Annotated in this window: 15 protein-coding genes; 13 read left to right on the top strand and 2 right to left on the bottom strand. The window is 41.6% G+C overall.

Annotation, left to right across the window (positions count from 1 at the left end; genetic code table 11):
- Positions 1-279: 279 nt before the first annotated feature.
- Both mgtE and G586_RS0100225 read left to right on the top strand, forming a co-directional pair.
- A complete protein-coding gene (mgtE, locus tag G586_RS0100230) occupies positions 280-1,635 on the top strand; it encodes a magnesium transporter (protein WP_026526063.1) in 1,356 nt (451 codons plus the stop codon).
- Between the two features lie 198 nt (positions 1,636-1,833).
- Positions 1,834-2,181, top strand: coding sequence for an endonuclease domain-containing protein (locus tag G586_RS0100225; protein ID WP_026526062.1), 348 nt, complete (start codon positions 1,834-1,836; stop codon positions 2,179-2,181).
- 93 nt (positions 2,182-2,274) lie between these two features.
- On the opposite strand, the gene G586_RS0100220 is transcribed toward G586_RS0100225, so the two are convergent.
- Entirely contained in the window at positions 2,275-4,269 is a 1,995-nt protein-coding gene (locus tag G586_RS0100220; RefSeq protein WP_026526061.1) for a right-handed parallel beta-helix repeat-containing protein, read from the bottom strand.
- 226 nt (positions 4,270-4,495) lie between these two features.
- On the opposite strand from G586_RS0100220, the gene G586_RS0100215 reads away from it, so the two are divergent.
- The 8 genes from G586_RS0100215 (at position 4,496) to G586_RS0100180 (ending at position 15,621) form a co-directional block, all read left to right on the top strand.
- Complete coding sequence (locus G586_RS0100215; protein WP_026526060.1) at positions 4,496-5,404, top strand: ABC transporter permease subunit; 909 nt, start codon at positions 4,496-4,498, stop codon at positions 5,402-5,404.
- A gap of 16 nt (positions 5,405-5,420) precedes the next feature.
- Positions 5,421-6,341: a carbohydrate ABC transporter permease gene (locus tag G586_RS0100210; RefSeq protein ID WP_026526059.1), complete on the top strand. Its 921-nt coding sequence runs from the start codon at positions 5,421-5,423 to the stop codon at positions 6,339-6,341.
- A gap of 155 nt (positions 6,342-6,496) precedes the next feature.
- Positions 6,497-8,320: a sugar ABC transporter substrate-binding protein gene (locus G586_RS0100205; protein ID WP_026526058.1), complete on the top strand. Its 1,824-nt coding sequence runs from the start codon at positions 6,497-6,499 to the stop codon at positions 8,318-8,320.
- 235 nt (positions 8,321-8,555) lie between these two features.
- Positions 8,556-10,565: a GBS Bsp-like repeat-containing protein gene (locus G586_RS24385; protein ID WP_026526057.1), complete on the top strand. Its 2,010-nt coding sequence runs from the start codon at positions 8,556-8,558 to the stop codon at positions 10,563-10,565.
- A gap of 235 nt (positions 10,566-10,800) precedes the next feature.
- Positions 10,801-11,361, top strand: coding sequence for a peptidoglycan recognition protein family protein (locus tag G586_RS0100195; protein ID WP_242831942.1), 561 nt, complete (start codon positions 10,801-10,803; stop codon positions 11,359-11,361).
- Positions 11,362-11,533: 172 nt separating this feature from the next.
- On the top strand, positions 11,534-11,833 hold the full coding sequence (locus G586_RS0100190) for an ATP-dependent Clp protease adaptor ClpS (RefSeq protein ID WP_026526055.1): 300 nt from the start codon (positions 11,534-11,536) through the stop codon (positions 11,831-11,833).
- Between the two features lies 1 nt (position 11,834).
- A complete protein-coding gene (locus G586_RS0100185; protein WP_026526054.1) occupies positions 11,835-14,060 on the top strand; it encodes an AAA family ATPase in 2,226 nt (741 codons plus the stop codon).
- A gap of 1 nt (position 14,061) precedes the next feature.
- Complete coding sequence (locus G586_RS0100180; protein WP_026526053.1) at positions 14,062-15,621, top strand: ABC-F family ATP-binding cassette domain-containing protein; 1,560 nt, start codon at positions 14,062-14,064, stop codon at positions 15,619-15,621.
- Between the two features lie 79 nt (positions 15,622-15,700).
- Here the strand turns inward: G586_RS0100180 and G586_RS0100175 are convergent, their stop codons facing one another.
- Positions 15,701-16,282: an SOS response-associated peptidase gene (locus tag G586_RS0100175; RefSeq protein WP_026526052.1), complete on the bottom strand. Its 582-nt coding sequence runs from the start codon at positions 16,280-16,282 to the stop codon at positions 15,701-15,703.
- A 329-nt stretch (positions 16,283-16,611) separates the two neighbouring features.
- Between G586_RS0100175 and G586_RS0100170 the strand changes: the two genes are divergently transcribed.
- The 3 genes from G586_RS0100170 to G586_RS0100155 all read left to right on the top strand — a co-directional run bounded on the left by G586_RS0100170 (position 16,612) and on the right by G586_RS0100155 (position 19,677).
- The gene (locus tag G586_RS0100170) at positions 16,612-18,165 is read left to right on the top strand and encodes a hypothetical protein (RefSeq protein WP_026526051.1); all 1,554 of its coding nucleotides are present in this window, start codon (positions 16,612-16,614) and stop codon (positions 18,163-18,165) included.
- Positions 18,166-18,377: 212 nt separating this feature from the next.
- Positions 18,378-19,052: a DUF3990 domain-containing protein gene (locus G586_RS0100160; protein WP_051204382.1), complete on the top strand. Its 675-nt coding sequence runs from the start codon at positions 18,378-18,380 to the stop codon at positions 19,050-19,052.
- Positions 19,030-19,677, top strand: a complete 648-nt coding sequence (locus tag G586_RS0100155) for a helix-turn-helix domain-containing protein (protein ID WP_026526049.1) — start codon at positions 19,030-19,032, stop codon at positions 19,675-19,677. The genes G586_RS0100160 and G586_RS0100155 overlap by 23 nt, the downstream gene beginning before the upstream one ends.
- The last annotated feature ends 128 nt before the right edge of the window (positions 19,678-19,805 follow it).

Raw genomic sequence — 19,805 nt, 5'->3', positions numbered from 1 at the left:
AGAGCGGAAGGATGGGGAGCCAAATTGGCTCCCCATTAACTATGGCAAAAATCAGAGAATGGTGTTAAACTGAATTGTACGCAGAAAGTTTCTGGAATTTCCGTGTCGAAATTTCACTTTGGATTTTGCGTATTCTTATTCCATATCCCATTATTTGGTGGGAAATCTCCGGAAGAAAGGTGGTGGTTTTATGAAGCAGGATAATCATATATGTAGCGATAGCCCTGTGCCTCGAAGTACGAACTTAAGAAAAAACCACACCGAAAGGAGATTAAATCCATGGAAGAAAACACAATCATGGAAGTAATTCGTGAACTCCTTGAGAGCAAGCAGTATACAAAGCTCCGCCAGACCTTTGCGGATATGAATACTGCGGATATCGCTGCGATCATGGATGACATGGAAAATGAAGATTCATTAAAAATGTTCCGCATCCTGCCTAAGGATATGGCTGCGGATGTTTTTGCCGACCTCGAAATTGAGGATCAGCAGTATATTATTCAGTCTCTGTCAGATAAAGAAGCTGGCAACATCATCGATAACCTGATGGCCGATGATGCTACTGACCTTTTGGAGGAGATGCCGGCAAGCGTTGTTAAAAAGATTCTTGCCAATGCCCGCCCTGATACGAGAGCTGATATCAATCATCTTTTGAGATATCCTGAGGATTCCGCAGGTTCCCTGATGACAGTGGAGTATGTAGACCTCAAGGAGTATATGACAGTTGGTCAGGCTATTGAGCGAATTAAGAAGATAGGACTTGACTCAGAGACAGTCAATATCTGTTATGTAGTAACAAACCAGAGAATACTGGTTGGAACTGTGGCACTGAGGTATCTCCTTATTAAGGATGACAATGAGAAGATTGGTGATATCATGAACACCAATGTCATCAGTATCAACACCATGACTGACCAGGAAGAAACGGCCCACATGTTCCAGAAGTACGACTTCACGGCCATGCCTGTAGTCGACAATGAGAATCGAATGATCGGTATCATCACCATCGATGACGTTGTAGATATCATCGAAGAAGAGGCTACCGAGGATATCGAGAAGATGGCAGCTATCATCCCTTCCGATAAGCCCTATTCAAGAATTGGTATTCTGGATACATATAAAAATAGAATGCCCTGGCTGCTTTTTCTCATGATAAGTGCTACATTTACAGGCGCCATAATTACAAGATTTGAAGATGCATTATCTGCATATGTGGTCCTTACTGCTTACATTCCTATGCTTATGGATACCGGAGGAAATGCCGGTTCTCAGGCCAGCGTATCTATTATTCGTGGTATTTCCCTTGGGGAGATAGAATTTTCTGAGATTTTCAAGGTTTGGTGGAAGGAAGTAAGAGTTGCAGTCCTTTGCGGACTTACACTTTCTCTTGCGAACTTTGTAAAGCTCCTTGTTATAGACCGGTTGCAACTGTCTGTGGCAGCAGTTGTATGCCTTACACTTTTCCTTGTAGTAATAATTGCCAAGAGTATCGGATGTCTCTTGCCGATGTGTGCAGACAAGCTCGGATTCGACCCTGCGGTTATGGCGTCACCTATGATCACAACCATCGTGGATGCAGTATCACTTCTTGCATACTTTACAATAGCAACACAGCTGCTACACTTAGCAGTATAGAAAAACGGAAGCGCTTGGCGCTTCCGTTTTGTTTAAACATTTAGGTTAATTATTCCCGTTTTGTTTAAAAGCATTATTTTTGTATTTTTCGATTGTTTAAAAAGCATCAATATTATAGGATGAGTGGTAGAAAAACTATAGCCTTCCCCCTTCCAGGGGGAAGGTGTCAGCGAAGCTGACGGATGAGGGTCCATAATTATGCCGGATAAGAAACTAACACAGAATTCTCAAAAACTCAGAAAAGAAATGACAAAAGAAGAACGTCATCTTTGGTATGATTTTCTTAAAAATTTAAATATATCTATCAGGCGACAGAAGGTAGTGGGAAATTATATTTTGGATTTCTACTGTCCGAGCAAAAAGACTGCTATAGAATTGGATGGCTCTCAGCACTTTGAAAAAGAAGGTAAAGAAAAGGATATTGTTCAGGATACGTTTTTAAAGGATCGTGGCATTACCGTTTTGAGGTATTCGAATTATGATATAAATAAAAATTTTACGGCTGTTTGTGAAGATATTGCTAGGAAACTTGGGGTTATTGAGTAAGGACCCTCATCCGGCAGCTTCGCTGCCACCTTCTCCCTGAAAGGGAGAAGGCTTTAATTCAAAACGGAAGCGCGACGCGCTTCCGTTTCCTTTTTAGAATACTTTGATTTCTTTTTTGCCGGTTCCTGCAGCGAAGGGTCCGGGAATAGCAGCGGGATCTCTGTGAGCTCCGAAGTAGTCCTTATTAAAGGTGATGGGACTGCCATCGGGATTCTCGAAACACTGCTCGGGTTCAAATGCCTTGCCGAGAGATTCGGTTGCGAGGATATCGCAATTAAAGTCTCCAAGGTGATCGAAATAGTTGGTTTTTACGAACCAGCTTCCATTTTTCTCCTTGATGGTTACATCAATCTTGGATTTCTTGTCTACAAGATTATCTTTTTCATGCTTGCAAACCGTAGCACCACCAAAGTAAGCGTTGCCGCCGACCCATACAGGAAGGTGACCGAAGTGAGCCTCGGCAAGTCCACCCATGTCGGGATTTTTCTCGAAGTCAAACTGACCTATCCACTCTTCATAGGTGGGGAAGATATCGAAAGGTGCAGTTCCTACAACCTCATAATCTGCATCGGCAGCGGTTTTCTTCTTATCTGTTATCTTGTATTTCTGAAGGAATACGTTGTTGTAAATTCTGTCATCACCGTGAAGAATTGTCATAAAGCCTGCTACCTCGGTGCGGTGACGGATGTGGTAAGGTGTGTATCTGGGCTCTCTCTGGCCGTTGACAATGCTGTCTACACCTGAGTTGATAAGGCCAAAGCTTCCAAGAACAAGGTTGTGGAGAATGGCGATACCTTCACTGGGTATTATGATTGAAACAGGTGAGAGCAGAAGGTTGTTGTCGATAAGGGTCGGGCCGTGTCCAACCTCGATAAATACGTCACAGTTGAACATTGCACCGGGAGCCTGAGCAAGGCCTTCGGGACGACAGTTGTCATGCATGAAGTTCTGTGTGACTCTTGCACCCTGTGCCTGCCAGTCGAGCCATACGCCCATGATGCAGTTGTGGATGTGATTTCGTCTGATGGTCACATCGATTGCTGCGTGGAGCTTTATGCCTGCTGTCTCAGCGCCGCCGAGCTGCTGAGAGTTGCAGATATGATGAATGTGGCAGTCCTCAATTGTTGAGAATACTCCGCCCATACGTCCAACAATACCGGTCTGCTCGCAGTGGTGGATATGGCAACGTCTTACGATGTGATGTCCAATCTTTTCCTTGAGCCAGCCGTGATATTGACCGCGGCAAACGGCATCACGTTCCATCTGAGTGGGGCTCTTTACGTGGTTCTTGGTGAAGTACATATCATTCTCGGGATCTAAGTATTTTCCAAGAGAGATACCACAGCATCTGCTGTTCCAGATTTCGCAGTCCTCGATGATCCAGCCCTTACTCCAGTGAGGGCCTATCATTCCGTCCTGATAAGCTGCGGGGGGAGCCCAAGTTGTGGCAGCCTTGTTTAAATCAAAACCACTTACTGTGATGTAATCAACACCGTTCTTGTCGGGCATAAAGCAGTTGCGTCTTACGCTGATCTCTGTCTTTTCTTTATTCGGATCAAGTCCATGGAAATTGGCATAGATGACAGTTTCGTCACCGTCCTGCTCTGTGTACCACAGATATTTTGCTTCTTCCGGATGCCATGCGAAGGGATCCGGCTCACCTTTCTCGCACTCCTTAAGGGAGTCTGTCTCGTACATCATCAGGTCATTTATGAAGACAGAACCAGTGTGACGGATTTTTGGTGAAAAGTACCAATCGCCATAAACCCTTTCTTTATAAGGATTGAAGTCTCCAAAAATTGTGTTTTTAATTCTTGCACTCCAAACGTTTCCTTTGATTTTTTTCCAACCGGTTATGAGCTCTGCTCCTGTTATGACAGCTCCAAGAGGCTCTTCTGAGCGATAAGTAATGCGAGCGTCCTCTGTTCCTGCATTTACGGGTATTACGTGCTCTCTATAGATACCGGGTTTAACAATTACCTCATCGCCTGGTTTGGCAATTTTTGCTGCATCATTTATGCTTTTAAATGGTGTTTCCTTGCTTCCGTTTCCATCGCGGAAGCTATTTGCATCAACGTAATAGATCATTATAAAACCTCCTGATTTTTGGGTAACTTGTTCAAAAATTTGTTTTCAGCGTACGACCGCGGAACAAAGATGTCAATAAATTGCACAAAAATATTCAAAAATAGCAAGAATAATATACAAAATGACAAAAATTGATTAGCGTTTATTGCTTTGGCTGACTACTATTTAGGTATAGTATGAATTAACTCGCACTTTGAGGGGAGGAGCGAGATGGGGAGGTAAAAATTTGTCTAAGAAGAAACTATACTCATTCAAGCTTTTTCTGCTGGTACTTCCGTTTATTATTCTGGTTTTACTGTTCTGCTACTATCCGCTATACGGATGGCTCTACGCGTTCTATGATTACAAACCACCGAGAACGTTGGCAAACAGTGCATTTGTCGGGGGCAAATGGTTTGCATCACTGGTTAGTAGCAAGGTAAAAATGAAACAGATTCTTCAGGTTTTGAAGAATACATTTGCAATGAGTGGATTGACTCTCGGTACCAGCTGGTTACCGATGCTTTTTGCAGTATTTCTCAATGAGATCAGAGGCGTTAAGTTCAGAAAGTTTGTACAGACAGTTACAACGCTTCCTAACTTCGTCAGCTGGGTAATGGTTTATTCAATTGCCTTCTCACTGTTTAACAGTACAGGTATGATGAACTCTTTACTTATGAAGCTTGGCTTAATATCACAGCCGATTCTTTTCCTTCAGTCATCTTCACATGTATGGTTTACACAGTGGTTATGGCTCACATGGAAAAACCTTGGATGGGCAGCCATCATGTACATAGCGGCTATCTCGAGTATTGACGATGAGATGATTCAGGCAGCAAGAGTTGACGGTGCTACAAGAATGCAGATCATATGGCACATAACAATCCCCAGCCTGTTGCCTACATATTTCGTCCTTCTGGTACTTAATGTTGCTAACTTCCTTAATAACGGAATGGAGCAGTACTACGTATTCCAGAACGCATTTAATAAAGAATATATTCAGGTTCTTGACCTTTATGTATTTAACCTTGCCATGGGTAACGGTGGTTACTCCGTATCAGTTGCAATCAGTATGCTGAAGAGTCTTGTCAGTCTTGTTCTTCTTTTCATAGTTAACAAGGCATCTAAGATAATTCGCGGCGAGAGTATTCTGTAATTGGAGGAGAACGATCATGGCAGCAAATAATAAATCAAAAATGAAAATGAGTGCCGGGGACCTTACCTTGGAGATTGTATGCTACATCATCTTTGCAATCGCTGCGTTCCTGTGCCTGTATCCTTTTTACTACATTCTGATCAATACGATCAGTGCTAACGACATAAGTGCAAGAGGTGATGTTCTTTTCTGGCCTCAGGAATTGCACTTCCACAACTACATATCAGCTTTCAGAATTGACGGACTTCCGCAGGCGTTCAAGATCTCACTTATGAGAACTGTCATCGGAACAGCACTTACGGTTTTTGCATCTGCATTTCTTGGATTCATGTTTACACAGGAAAAGATGTGGTGCAGAAAGTTCTGGTACAGACTTGTAGTTGCAACAATGTATTTCAATGCAGGTATCATCCCGTGGTTCCTGGTAATGAAGACAATGCACCTTACAAATAATTTCTGGGGATACATACTTCCGGCAATCGTATCACCCTTCAACCTCATCCTGACCAAGACCTTCGTTGAATCAGTTCCGAAGGAACTTCAGGAAGCGGCTGAGATGGATGGAGCGGGAGTACTTACTGTATTTTTCAGAGTTATCATACCGGTTATCAAGCCGATCATGGCAACGGTTGCAATTTTCTCTGCAGTAGGACAGTGGAACGCATTTCAGGATACACTGCTCCTCATGACAGATACCAAGCTGTATCCTCTGCAGTTCGTGCTTTATCAGTATCTGAATCAGGCAAGCTCACTGGCTTCCCTGGCACAGAGTACAAGTAGTACAGCATCACTTGCAGCTGCTGCAGCAACAGCTCAGACAACCACCAGTGTACGTATGACAATCACAGTTATCGTCGTACTTCCTATCATGCTTGTTTACCCGATTTTCCAGAAGTACTTCGTAAAGGGAATCATGATTGGAGCGGTAAAAGGCTGAGAACACTTGGCGAGGTCTTTCCGAGCCTAGTGTGAACGTGTTCCGGCGAGCGAAGCGAGAGCGGAACTTCCTTATGAAAAATGGATTATTCTTGAATCTTTACCCCTCCGGGGTTTAGATAGAAACGTTTCTATATGAAAAAGGAGGAATGAAAAATGAAACTGAAAAAACTTTCATCTCTGGCACTTGCTACTGTAATGACAGTAAGCATGATCGCTGGTTGTGGCGGCGGAAGTACAGGCGCAGATACTGCTGCAAGTACTGACACAAAGGCTGATTCAACCGAGACAACTACAGAGACAACTACAGAGACAACAACTGAGAGTACAGACGCAGGGGAGACCACAGAGGCATCTGACACAGCTGAGGCAGCTCCTGAAGCAGATCATAGCGAGCTTTACAACGTAGAGTTCTATGATGTAGCAGCTAACTATCAGGGTGACCAGCCCGGATGGTACGGCAAGATCGTACAGGACAAGTTCAACATGAACCTTAACATCATCGCACCTCAGGTATCCGGTGATGGCGCAGCTCTTTATCAGACAAGATGTGCAGCAGGCGCACTTGGTGATCTTATCATCCTTGACAACGCTGATGCATCAGAGTGTGTAGAGTCAGGTCTTATCCATGATCTTACAGACGCAATTACAAAATATCCTAACCTTATGAGATATGAGAAGCAGATTAAAGACTTCAACTCACAGGTTGGTGACGGATCCAAGATTTATTGTATCCCGCTTGAAATGAACAACAATGGTCCTACAGACTACAAGCAGCTTCATGTTTATTCATATCCTCGTATGGGATGGGATATGTACAACGAAGTTGGTGCTCCCGAGCTTAAGAACCTTGATGATCTTCTTGCTTGCTTAAAGCAGATCCAGGATGCTCATCCTACAAACGACAATGGCGATCCTGCATACGCAATCAGCCTTTGGAAGGATTGGGATTCACAGTACATGGAGAACGTAGCTCAGCTTACAAAGTGGTATGGCCAGGAAGTTAACGGCTCCGTACTTATCGGAACAGATAACTCCATCGCTCCTATCACAGATAAGGATGGCGCTTACTACAAGATGCTTAAGTTCTTCTATCAGGCAAACCAGATGGGTCTTGTTGATCCCGATTCTGCAACTCAGGACTGGAACGCAATCGTTTCCAAGATGCAGGATAAGAGAGTTTACCTCTACTGGTACAGCTGGCAGTATGGTTTCTGGAACAGCCCTGCAAGAGGTGAAGAGGGAACTAACTACGTTGAGATCCCTGTAGCTGATACAAACCTTTACCAGGCATCTGACACCTACTATGGTGATGGCCGTGTTCTTTGCGTAGGTTCTCAGGTTTCTGACGAGAACTTTGACAGACTTATGGAGTTCCTTGACTGGTATGCTTCACCTGAGGGTGTTCAGATCCAGCACGCTGGTACAGAAGGGCTTACATACACAATCGAAGATGGCAAGTACACACTTACAGAAGATGGTCTTAACAGATTCTCAGCAGAAGTAATCGTTCCCGATGAACTCGGCGGCGGTAACTGGAACGATGGTAACAACCAGATCAACCAGTGGATCGTAGCTTCTTGCGATGTTAACCCTGAGACAGGCGAGCCTTATGCTTCTGATATGTGGTCAACAACAATCGAGATGAACCAGACAAAGACAACCAAGGAGTGGTCTGAGAAGTTTGGCGCAGCTGACGACGTTGAGTATCTCAAGAACAATGGCATGATGACAGTTGTTCCTTCAATCAACATGGCTCTTGCAATCGATGATACAGATATCAGCCTTATCCGTAAGCAGTGCGGCGATATGATCAAGGATTCTTCCTGGAGAATGGTATTCGCTAAGGATGACGCAGATTTCGATGCTCAGTGGGATGAGATGGTAGCTCAGCTCGAGGGTCTCGGATTCGAGGATCTTGTAGCATTCGATACAGAGAAGTATCAGCCTATGCTTGACGCTAGAAAGGCAGCTCAGTAATTATTCAGAACCGATATAATTCTGATAAAACTGAATAAAGAATAAAATAACCCCGGCAGTCCGATTTTTGGATTGCCGGGATTTTTTTGTCAAGTACGAAATATGAAATCTTTTCTGCATAAATTGTAAACATCAAAAAAGGATTTAAGGATATAATCTTCTTTGCCGATATTTGGACTTCATCTGTATCAAATATTGGCGAAAGGAAGTAGTTTTAGGGAGGTTTTATTTATTTATGAAGAAAAGTGTCAATTATTTTGGCAAAAGAGCACTGGCTTTCTTATGTGCATTTATCTTTGCCTTTGGTAGTTTAGCTGTACCGATTACGGCGCGAGCAGCAACTGTACTGAAGGAATCAACAATTCGCGATTATCTTAATGCTAAAAATGGAAGAACAGAATCCTCATACGGTGGATTATGTCTCAAGTGGGCATTTACGCAGTTCAAAAACATGGGTGCATCCAATGCATCAGTTGGTACATCCAGCTGTTGTGCTCATTATGCAGCTACAAAGATGAATCTCTCAACAGATTCCAATATTCCGATTGGAGCAGTTGTATTTTTCTCAGGCCCTGCCAGTCAGGGAACATGTCGCAGCTGTCATCAGCACTACGGACATGCTGGTATTCATGTAGGCAATAATATTGTTTCAAGTATTCATGGAAAAGGTCAGATTAAAAACGAGGCTATTTCTTTATGGAATAGCTGGGGCTATAGCTACATGGGATGGGCAATTCCCAAGAATGTTGAGATTGATAGAGATGTTACAAGACCTATTGTAACTCCTGTCGTTTCAGATGTGAGAGTGGAAAATATTCAGTGGGATGGATATGATGTTTCATGTGTTGTAACTGACGATACAGATCTTACTAAGGTTGAATTCCCTACTTGGACAGCTAATAATGGCCAGGATGATCTTAAGTGGTTTGAGGGCCATAAAGAGAATGGCCGTTGGGTTTATCACGTATCTATCGGTGATCATAATAACGAAAACGGATTATACTACACTCACGTTTATGCATGGGCTTCAAACGGATCACACGGATTTGGAGAAACTTCTGTAGAGGTTCCTGAGAAGGACACACAGTCTCCTTCTATCACTGATATCAGAGTGGAAAATGTAAACGCATATGGTTACGACATTTCATGTAAGGTAACTGATAATACAAGTGTTAAGAAAGTACAGTTCCCTACATGGACAGCTTATAACGGCCAGGATGATATGGTTTGGCATGATGCTGAATTAAATGAAGGCCGCTACGTTGCGCATATCGATATTGCAGATCATAATAACGAGCGCGGAAATTATACAAGTAACGTTTATGCCTGGGATACAATGGACAACCCGGCAAATGCAAGTGCAGGAAACATTTTTGTTCCTGAACCCAGTATTGATGTAGCAACAATTGAGTTTGACAAAGAAACAGCTGAACTCACAGAAGGTGAGAAGGTAACAATTACAGCTACAATAGAACCTGAAGATGCAACTAATAAGAGTGTCAGATGGGCAAGCAGCAATGAATCTGTAGCAACTGTTAATACCAATGGTGAGGTTACTGCTATAGCTGCAGGAACAGCAGAGATCACAGCAACATCTATTTCAAATCCTGATGTTAAGGCAGTTTGCCAGGTGACTGTTGTAAGACCTGTAAGTTCTGAGCCTTCAGACAATCCGAATACTAATCCGGAAACTGGCGCAGATACAAATACAGATACCAATACAGATGCAAACACAGGTACAAATACAAACACAGACACAAATGCAGATACTGAGACAAACAAACCTGCTAAGGTTGAAAATAACGACGATATTGAAGTAGGCACAGAATTCCAGCAGGGTGACTTCAGCTACATCGTAACAAGTGATGACGAAGTAGCATTCGATGGTTGGTTAGTGGAAGACAGAGCAAATCTTGTTATTCCGGCAACAATCACTGAGAATAACAAAGAGTTCAAGGTTACATCAATTGTTGAAGATGCCTTCAAGGGCAACAAGAAGCTTAAGAAGGTTACAATAAGCGCAAATATTGAGACAATTGGAAGAAATGCATTTTCAGGATGTAAGAATCTTAAGACAGTTATTATTAAGACAACATCTCTTACAAAGAAATCTGTTGGAAAGAATGCGTTTAAGAACATTAATCCCAAGGCAAAGGTAAAGGTTCCCAAGAAGAACTTCAGGGATTATAAGAAGATTCTTAAGGCTAGGGGAATAAACGGTAAGTCACAGAAGATTTCAAAATAATCGGATAATATGAAATAAAGTAGAACCCGGGAAAGTTTGATCTGGTATCAGACTTTCACGGGTTCTTTTTGTTCAAAAAGGCGTCATTCTTTTGTGTTAATGTTATACTGATATTTACTAAAGTAATTCTAGAACGTAATAGAAATTAGGAGTGAAACGAAAAAAGTTAAGGGGAGAACTTGTGCGAAAAAAGAGGAAGATAAGGAAAAAAGGTAAATCCCCAATATTTATTTTTTTGATAGAAATATTGGTTGTAATAATTCTTGGGATTATTGTTTATCATGTAAACAAACCTATAGACTACGTGGAGAAGGCAGAAACCCTGGAGATACCTGAGTGGATTGATGTTCAGTATATAGATGTAGGCAATCCCTCCAGAACAGGGTTATTACTTGATGGAGTTCATGATATTGTAATTCATTATGTCGGCAATCCGGGAACGACAGCTCAGCAGAACAGGGATTTTTATAATCAGGAGGAGTCTAATGTTTGCTCGCATTTCGTAATTGGGATGGAAGGCGAGATTATTCAATGTGTTCCTCTTAATGAGAGATCTGCCGCAAGCAATCATAGGAATCACGATACGATTTCGATTGAGGTCTGCCATCCGGATGATACAGGTAAGTTTACGGACGCATCCTATGAATCGTTGTTACAGCTTACAAGATGGCTTATGAAGGAATTTAATCTGAAAAAAGATCATGTCATAAGGCATTATGATGTAACGGGGAAGGAGTGCCCAAGATATTTTGTGACCCATGAGGATGCGTGGGAGCAGTTTAGGGAAGATTTATAGTAAGAGACCCTCATCCGGCACTTCGTGCCACCTTCCCCCTAGAAGGGGGAAGGCAGGGGATGCTTCCGGGGGAATGTAGAGTGTTTTGCTCCGGGGGAAGGCAGGTGGTGCTTTCGGGGGAATGTAGAGTGTTTGCTCCAGGGGAAGGCAAAGAATAATAAAGGAGATAAATATGGCAACAAAGGGCCAGGCAAAAGAGAAGACTAAGAACAGGGTTAAGGAACCCAGGCAGTTCAATGTGATCATGTACAACGATGATTTCACCACCATGGAGTTCGTGGTAGAAATTTTGATGGATATTTTTCATAAGGATGAAGTGACTGCGCAGTCTATCATGATGAACGTTCATAAGAAGGGACAGGCTGTTGTCGGGAAATATCCCTACGACATAGCAGCGACCAGGGTCAACGCTGCTCTTATGAGAGCAAAGCAGGAAGGGTTTCCTTTTAGAATGAGTGTGGAGGAGGCATGAGATGAATCTTTCAAAAGAAGCCATGCTGGTACTTCAAAAGGCAATTGAACTGGCGAATAAAAAGCACTACGAGTATGTTACACCTGAGATGATTCTGCTGATGATATTGGATGATCCTGCCTTTGCAGAAGCATACGACGTATGTGGCGGAGATATTCTGACATTAAGTAAAAAGCTGATGAAGTACATTAAAAAATATATTGAAAAGACAAAGGAAAGAGAGCCGGAATTTTCACTTGCTACGCAGCAGCTGATGACCTTCGCGGGACAAAGTGCTTATTCCAGCGGCTGTTCGGAAATCCATGTAAGGCACCTGATACATTCATTATGGAATCTGGACAACAGCTATGCTGTCTATTTTATGGAACAGGATGGAATTACTGAGGCTGAACTTCTTCAGGAGCTTTCATACATTGAGGATGAGCGCAAGATAGGCGGAGGAAGTGCTACAACAGGTGGTAAGCCTGTTAATAAGGAGGATACCGGCAATCTCAAGATTTTTGCACCGTGTCTTAATGAGACCCTCGAGGATGTAAATCCTCTGATTGGCAGGAAGGAAGAGCTTGAGAGAACTATCCAGATTCTGTGCAGGAAGGATAAGAATAATCCGCTTCATATCGGAGAGCCCGGTGTCGGTAAGACAGCTATTACCTATGGATTGGTGGAGCTTCTTAGAAAAGGAGAGGTTCCCGATGCCATAAAGGGTGCGAAGGTGTTTTCACTTGATCTTGGAGGAATGCTGGCCGGAACGCAGTACAGAGGCGATTTTGAAAAGCGTTTCAAGAAGGTTCTGACTGAGATAGGAAAAGAAGAAAAGCCTATTATATATATTGATGAAATTCATAATCTTTCCGGAGCAGGAGCTGTAGGAGAGGGTTCTTTTGATGCCTCAAATATGCTAAAGCCCTATCTTGCAGATGGTCATATCAGATTTATCGGAGCTACGACTTATGAGGAATACAAGAAGTATTTTGAAAAGAATAAGAGCCTTGTAAGACGTTTTCAGAATGTGGAAATAAAGGAGCCAACTGAGGAAGAGAGCATCAGAATCCTCGAGGGATTAAAGGAAAAATATGAGCAGTACCACGGCGTTAAATATAAGGACGATGTGCTTTCCTATGCCGTTAAAATGAGTGCCAAGTATATCAATGAAAGGTTCCTTCCGGATAAAGCGATAGACATAATTGATGAGGCCGGATCCTTTAGAAAGCTTCATCCTACAGATAAGAAAATCCAAAAGGTAGATAAGGAAGTCATAAACGAGATACTTACCAAGATATGTCGTGTGCCCATTGAGACGGTGGAAACCGATGATATAACCGGACTTGCAACCTTGGAGGACAGACTTAAAGGTAAGGTATACGGACAGGATGAGGCAGTAAAAGAAGTGGTAAATGCCGTGAAGTTCTCAAAAGCAGGGCTTACTGAAGAGAATAAGCCTCTGGCAAGCCTTCTTTTCGTAGGACCTACCGGTGTCGGAAAAACAGAGATTGCTAAAAGGCTGGCTGCTGAGCTGGGAGTAAAGCTTGTAAGATTCGATATGAGTGAGTATGGTGAAAAGCATGCGGTGGCAAAGCTTATCGGCTCTCCTGCGGGCTATGTCGGTTACGAGGAAGGCGGTATACTGACGGAAGCCATCAGGAAGAATCCGTCATCAGTACTTCTTCTTGATGAGATTGAAAAGGCTCATCCCGACATTTACAATGTTCTGCTTCAGGTTATGGATTACGCTACACTTACGGATAACCAGGGAAGAAAAGCGGACTTTAGGAATGTGGTTGTGATAATGACATCCAATGCCGGCGCCAACAGACTTGGTAAGAGCGGAATTGGATTTGTCAGCGAGGGTCACGACAACAGTGTTCTTATGGAAGAGGTTAAGAGAGTTTTTCAGCCTGAATTCAGAAACAGGCTTAGTAAGGTTGTCGTTTTCAATAGCATGGATGAACATATGGCTGAGCTTGTTGTGGATAAAAAACTCGCTGAGTTATCGGAGCAGCTTGAGGCTAAAAAGATATCCTTTGAAGCGGATAAGGCAGCAAGGAATCTCATAAAGAAGCGCGGCATCAGCCAGGAGTTTGGTGCGAGAGAGGTTGACCGCGTCATAAGAAATGATGTTAAGCCGCTGTTTGTGGATGAGATTCTCTTTGGAAAATTGAAAGATGGTGGTAATATATCACTTACAGCTATTGACGGTGAATTTTCGATAAATAGGAAGGATCAGTAATTTGAGTATTTTAAATGTTGAACATCTGACACATGGATTTGGTGACAGAGCTATCTTTGATGATGTGTCATTCAGACTTCTTAAGGGAGAACATATCGGACTTGTCGGAGCTAATGGTGAAGGTAAGTCGACTTTTATGAATATTATAACGGGTAAGCTGATGCCTGATGCAGGAAATATCGAGTGGGCGAAAAATGTTAAGGCAGGATATCTTGATCAGCATGCCGTTCTTAAAGAAGGCATGACAATAAGGGATGTTCTGGCTTCAGCCTATGAGCCGCTTTTCGAAATGGAGCGCAGAATGAATGAGATCTGCGATGCCATGGCTGAGGCTGATGAGAAGCAGCTGGAGGAATATATGGAAGAGCTTGGAACTATCCAGGATCTTCTTACAAATCACGATTTTTATCTTATTGATTCTAAAATAGACGAGGTTTCAAGAGCGCTGGGATTTCTGGAGCTGGGACTGGACCGCGATGTTACTGAGCTTTCAGGAGGACAGAGAACCAAGATCCTTTTGGCAAAGCTCCTTCTTGAAAAGCCGGACATTCTTCTTTTGGATGAGCCTACAAACTATCTTGATGCAGAGCATATCGTATGGCTCACAAGATATCTTCAGGAATATGAGAACGCCTTTATTCTTATTTCGCATGATGTCCCGTTCCTTAACAGTGTGGTAAATATCATTTATCACATGGACGGAACAACTCACAGTCTCGACAGATATGTGGGTGACTATGACAAGTTCATGGAAGTTTATGAGATGAAAAAAGCTCAAAGAGAGGCCGCATACAACAGGCAGCAGCAGGAGATAGCAGACCTTAAGGACTTCGTTGCAAGAAATAAAGCCAGAGTAGCCACAAGAAACATGGCGATGGCAAGGCAGAAGAAGCTTGATAATATGGAGTTAATTGAGAAGATACAGGAAAAGCCGAAGCCGGAGTTTTATTTCAAGACCGCAAGGACTCCCGGCAAAGTTCTCTTTGAGACCAAGGATCTTGTCATCGGTTATGATGAGCCCTTGTCCAGTCCTCTTAATCTGATGATTGAGAGAAACAATTTTTATGTGCTGACCGGAGCAAACGGAATAGGAAAGACAACTCTTTTAAAGAGTCTTCTTGGCATAATTCCTTCTTTATCCGGATGGGTTCAGCGCGGTGAACATGTGGAAATAGGCTACTTCGAACAGGAGATGTCACCTGACATAGAGACAACATGTCTTGAGGAGATATGGAATGAGTTCCCGTCCTTCTCGCAATATGAAGTGCGCTCTGCTCTTGCAAAATGCGGACTGACAACCAAGCATATAGAGAGTAAATGCAAGGTTCTTTCCGGAGGAGAGCAGGCAAAGGTCAGACTTTGTAAGCTTATGAACAGGGAGTCAAATATCCTTGTTCTCGATGAGCCTACAAACCATTTGGACGTTGATGCTAAGGAAGAGCTTCACAGAGCGCTCAAGGAATATAAGGGAACGGTAATTATGGTCTGCCATGAGCCTGATTTTTATGCAGACCTTACAGACAATGTAATTGACTGCACCAAGTGGACAACTAAGATTTAAGAAGTTATTTTAGCTATTGTTTCCATACATCTGGCAGTACAATGAAGTTGGTATATGCAAAGACAGACGCTAGCCTGATTTACAGGTCCAGCGTCATTTGTTCAAAATCTTTTTTGGAAGAAAACATCGGCATCTCCCGCTTAAGGAGTTCCGGTGTTTTTTCGTTTGAAAACAACCAGTCATTTATCTCAGGTTTCTCAATTACGACAGGCATCCTGTCATGGAAGCCTGACACAGAAGCGTTAGCTGCAGTTGTGAGAATAGTAAAACGGTCTTCGTTGTCGAAGCGATTGAATATACCCGCAAGAAAAATGGCCGAACTATCTTTTCGAGAGAATGTGACTTTATCTTTATGGCTATCCCATTCATAGAAGCATCTTGCCGGTATCAGGCATCTTCTATGGGAGAGACTGTCCGAAAACATAGGACGCTGATGGGCTGATTCCGAGCGGGCATTGATAATGAGATTTTTCTTCTCTTTTCCGGGAAATCCCCAAGTAATCTGCCTCGGAATAATTTCCGATTTCTCGGGTATAAGGATTAGTCCTTTGGATCCTGGGAAAATATCCTTTTCCTCGAACCTGAGCTTTTTGATATTATCGCTTATGATTTCCTGAACTTCTAATGCAAGTTCGGGATCTATATGATATCGTCCGCACATAATAAATCTCCTTATGATTTCCTTTTATTTATCACATAATTTTATTGGTGTCGAGTCATTTTATGATGCATATATGTTTAGAAAATCTTAATATCAGAAAACTTTGTATATGCCTTTTGGTTTATGATTGCAAGCAAAATGTGAACAAATTGTGTTCTGGTGTGTAGTTGCGAAATATCGAAAATATTAATTTTGTATAAATTCTATTAAATTCCTGAAAACCGCAAAATTACTAGGGTTGACATTTATTTTGGTGATGTTAGAATTAAACTTGTCACGAAAATACGGTACGTTATACCGTTATCTTTTATGAGCGGAGGTAATTTTTTATGAGGAAATTCTCTAGAATTGGTGCAACAGCTCTTGCCCTTGCACTGTCTGTAACATTTTTAACCCCTACAACAGCTATGGCTGCTAAGTCAACAAAGTCAAGTAAGGCTAGTACAACTGAGGAATTAGGTAAAGTTGGAAGTGATACGCTGTATGTAAATGAAGATGTTAAAGTACTTGGAGAATATACAGGTACAGGTAGTAGTATTGGAGAAGCAAGTGATAATGCGGAATTACAGGTGGTTAATGCAGGAATACCTGGTGGATGGCTTAGTGCGACTCAAACTGGCGATTTTATCCGTAAGATATATTTATGGAATGGAACAAACTACACATCTTATTATTACAAGGATGGCATCCATATTAGTCAAGAACAAACCAGCGTATATGGAGATGCTACACAGTCTTATAAGATTACCGTAAAGCAGACAACATATGTAAATCCCGTAACAGGAAAAACAAGCGTTAAATCATCAACTGATGTGTATACAAATGATAATGCTGCTCAGCAGAAGTTTGTATCCGGTATAAGAATTAAAACCGGTGAAACAACTTACTTAGAAGTTCCACTTAAAAATGGCGATACAAATATTACAGCTGTTAAGTCTTCAAAGAAGAAGATTGTTACAGCTACTCGTTTTACAAAGAAGGATAGAGTAGTCGAAAGTAATGATAATATCGATGTACAAACTGAGACTGTTGACGGAAAGACAACGAATTACTATTATACATCTACTGGTGATAAGGTTATTCTTGGTGAAGATTATTCTAAAGATGTAAATTATCTTACAAAAACAAATTCCAGAGCTAATGTATATATCAAGCTTGAGGCAAAGAAGAGTGGTAAGTCCACACTTTCCTTCAATATTGTAAACGCTCAGGGAGCACAGACCGGATCAGTTAAGGTAACAGTTTATTCCATGGCTGATACTGATGTTTTAAAGACATTTACATTCGGTGGAAAGTCTCTTCTTCACGATTACAGTAGTTCAAAGAACTTCTGGTATGGCAAGAAACCAGGCGATACACTTTATGATGTTTCAACAGCAAAGAGTGGAAAGCTTGTAGTTAAGGCTAACAAGACATACAAAATCGTTAAGATAGAGGTTGGTAAGCTTTTCACAGAGCCATTAACTTCTGAAAAAGCAGCTAAAGAAGGCTATAATTATGGATATTCCTATAATGCTTCCGGAACTACTGTTGAAGGTCATAAAGTTGACTTAAATGGTGATGGAGATACTGATGATACAATCGGTGGAATCGATGAATCAGATGTGGACTTTAAATATTCTACTGTTAAATCAGGAAAGAAGATTACACTGAGTACAGTTGGTTATGATCAGTCTCATACTGTTGAAAAAACTGCAAGAGCAAACAGTGACGGAACAGGATATTATTATGAGAATGAGGCAAAACAGGCTGTGAAAGAAAAAACTACAAATAATGGATATAATCTTTATGCACCTACTCACATCAAGATTACATATTATGATACACTTGGAAAGACCTATGGTACTGTTGGCAGAACAATTTATCGTGTTGTTAAGAAATAATTGAATCTTTACTTTGGCCCCGGAGAGAAATCTCCGGGGCTTTTTTGGCTTTATGCATTTTTCTGTTTTTTCGTGGCAAAAGAAAAGGGAAAAGGATCGTGATTGGCATTGAAAATATACTTCCATAGAAGTATATTTTAGATAGATACTTCTATGGAAGTATATTAAATTGTTTAGGTGATGGAAATAATTAAGCAGGAGTAATGTGGCTTATGGGAAGAACTATATACCACGGTTCAGAAATGATTGTTGGGGAACCGATTTATGGATATGGGAGAACTGACAATGATTATGGAAAGGGATTTTATTGTACCGAAGATGTGGAGCTAGCACGGGAGTGGGCATCTAATACGGAAAAAGGCGGCTTTCTTAATAAATATGAGATATTGGAAGATGGTCTTAGAATAATTAATCTTAGAAGTCCGGAATATAACATATTAAATTGGCTTGCAATATTATTAAGCAATCGTAGAATCAGATATTCCAGTCCGATAGAAAAAAGAGGAGCAGAATATATTATTGAGCAGTATTTTCCTGATTTGAAAAAGGCTGACATATTAGTTGGATACCGTGCTGATGATTCATACTTTTCTTTTTCCAGAGCATTTATTAGTAATACTATTACATTGGAACAGCTTGCACATGCTATGAAATATGGTGACCTTGGTGAACAGGTGGTTCTTGTCAGTAAGAAGGCATTTGAGAGAATAGAATTCAATGGGGCAGAAGTTGTTGACGGAAAAGTATATTCGCCCCTTAGAACTAAAAGGGATGCTACTACAAGAGAGGCGTATCAGTTAATGCTGGAGGAAGAGCAAAAGACGGGAATCTATCTAAGTGAAATTATGAAAGAGGGGATAAAGGATGAGCAACTGCGCATACTCTGAATCATATTTATATGATGCCATGAGAAATATGGGAGAATTGGTAGAGTATCTGGTAGAGGCTACTCCGGAGATTGATCCTGATGAATTTTTCAAAATGATGATAATAAGCGGTTATGCCGAAAGGTTCGAAAAAGGTGATCCGATGGTTGTCAGCGGGATGTCAGGTACGGAGCTTCATGAACGTGTTATGGAGGTTTGCGGTGTAAGACGTAATGACTGGCCTGCTCCGCTTGTGAGATATGATACAGGTGAGTCTTACTGGTGCGGATATATATTGGCATATTATCAGTGGAAAACAGGATTATCATTTGCCAATATTTTCGGATTTTTGAATTATGAGAAGCTTTGTAGATTATATAAGACGGGACATACTGCTTCTGAAGATAAAGTGGTTTTGATGATAGAGGGGATAAGAAATGGAAAAACCGATGCAATAACAAGAATACAAGAATATAGAAAGAGATTGGGAATGTCGCAGCGTGCGCTGTCTGAGGCATCAGGTGTTAATTTAAGGACACTTCAGCAATATGAGATTCATGACAAGGATATAAATAAGGCATCAGTGGAAAGGGTTGTTGCACTATCAAAAGTTTTGGGGTGCAGGCCCGAGGATATCATGGAGTGATTTGAATAAATATAAGTGTTTGTGAGTGACACGATAAAATGAATAATAATATTAAAAAATAATGTATTCTCTCCTTAGAATATAAGCGTATCAAAAATGCTCACAAGCCGCATGAATGCTGATTTGAC

The organism is Butyrivibrio sp. VCD2006 (assembly GCF_000423925.1).
In the GTDB taxonomy this organism is placed as follows: Bacteria; Bacillota; Clostridia; order Lachnospirales; family Lachnospiraceae; genus Butyrivibrio.
This window is presented reverse-complemented; position numbering and strand designations above follow the sequence as displayed.

Coding starts and splice junctions, on each gene's coding strand:
- G586_RS0100190 (WP_026526055.1), top strand. CDS start 11,534: ATGGCAACAAAGGGCCAGGCAAAAGAGAAGACTAAGAACAGGGTTAAG.
- mgtE (WP_026526063.1), top strand. CDS start 280: ATGGAAGAAAACACAATCATGGAAGTAATTCGTGAACTCCTTGAGAGC.
- G586_RS0100225 (WP_026526062.1), top strand. CDS start 1,834: ATGCCGGATAAGAAACTAACACAGAATTCTCAAAAACTCAGAAAAGAA.
- G586_RS0100175 (WP_026526052.1), bottom strand. CDS start 16,282: ATGTGCGGACGATATCATATAGATCCCGAACTTGCATTAGAAGTTCAG.
- G586_RS0100185 (WP_026526054.1), top strand. CDS start 11,835: ATGAATCTTTCAAAAGAAGCCATGCTGGTACTTCAAAAGGCAATTGAA.
- G586_RS0100170 (WP_026526051.1), top strand. CDS start 16,612: ATGAGGAAATTCTCTAGAATTGGTGCAACAGCTCTTGCCCTTGCACTG.
- G586_RS0100155 (WP_026526049.1), top strand. CDS start 19,030: ATGAGCAACTGCGCATACTCTGAATCATATTTATATGATGCCATGAGA.
- G586_RS0100210 (WP_026526059.1), top strand. CDS start 5,421: ATGGCAGCAAATAATAAATCAAAAATGAAAATGAGTGCCGGGGACCTT.
- G586_RS0100220 (WP_026526061.1), bottom strand. CDS start 4,269: ATGATCTATTACGTTGATGCAAATAGCTTCCGCGATGGAAACGGAAGC.
- G586_RS0100160 (WP_051204382.1), top strand. CDS start 18,378: ATGGGAAGAACTATATACCACGGTTCAGAAATGATTGTTGGGGAACCG.
- G586_RS24385 (WP_026526057.1), top strand. CDS start 8,556: ATGAAGAAAAGTGTCAATTATTTTGGCAAAAGAGCACTGGCTTTCTTA.
- G586_RS0100205 (WP_026526058.1), top strand. CDS start 6,497: ATGAAACTGAAAAAACTTTCATCTCTGGCACTTGCTACTGTAATGACA.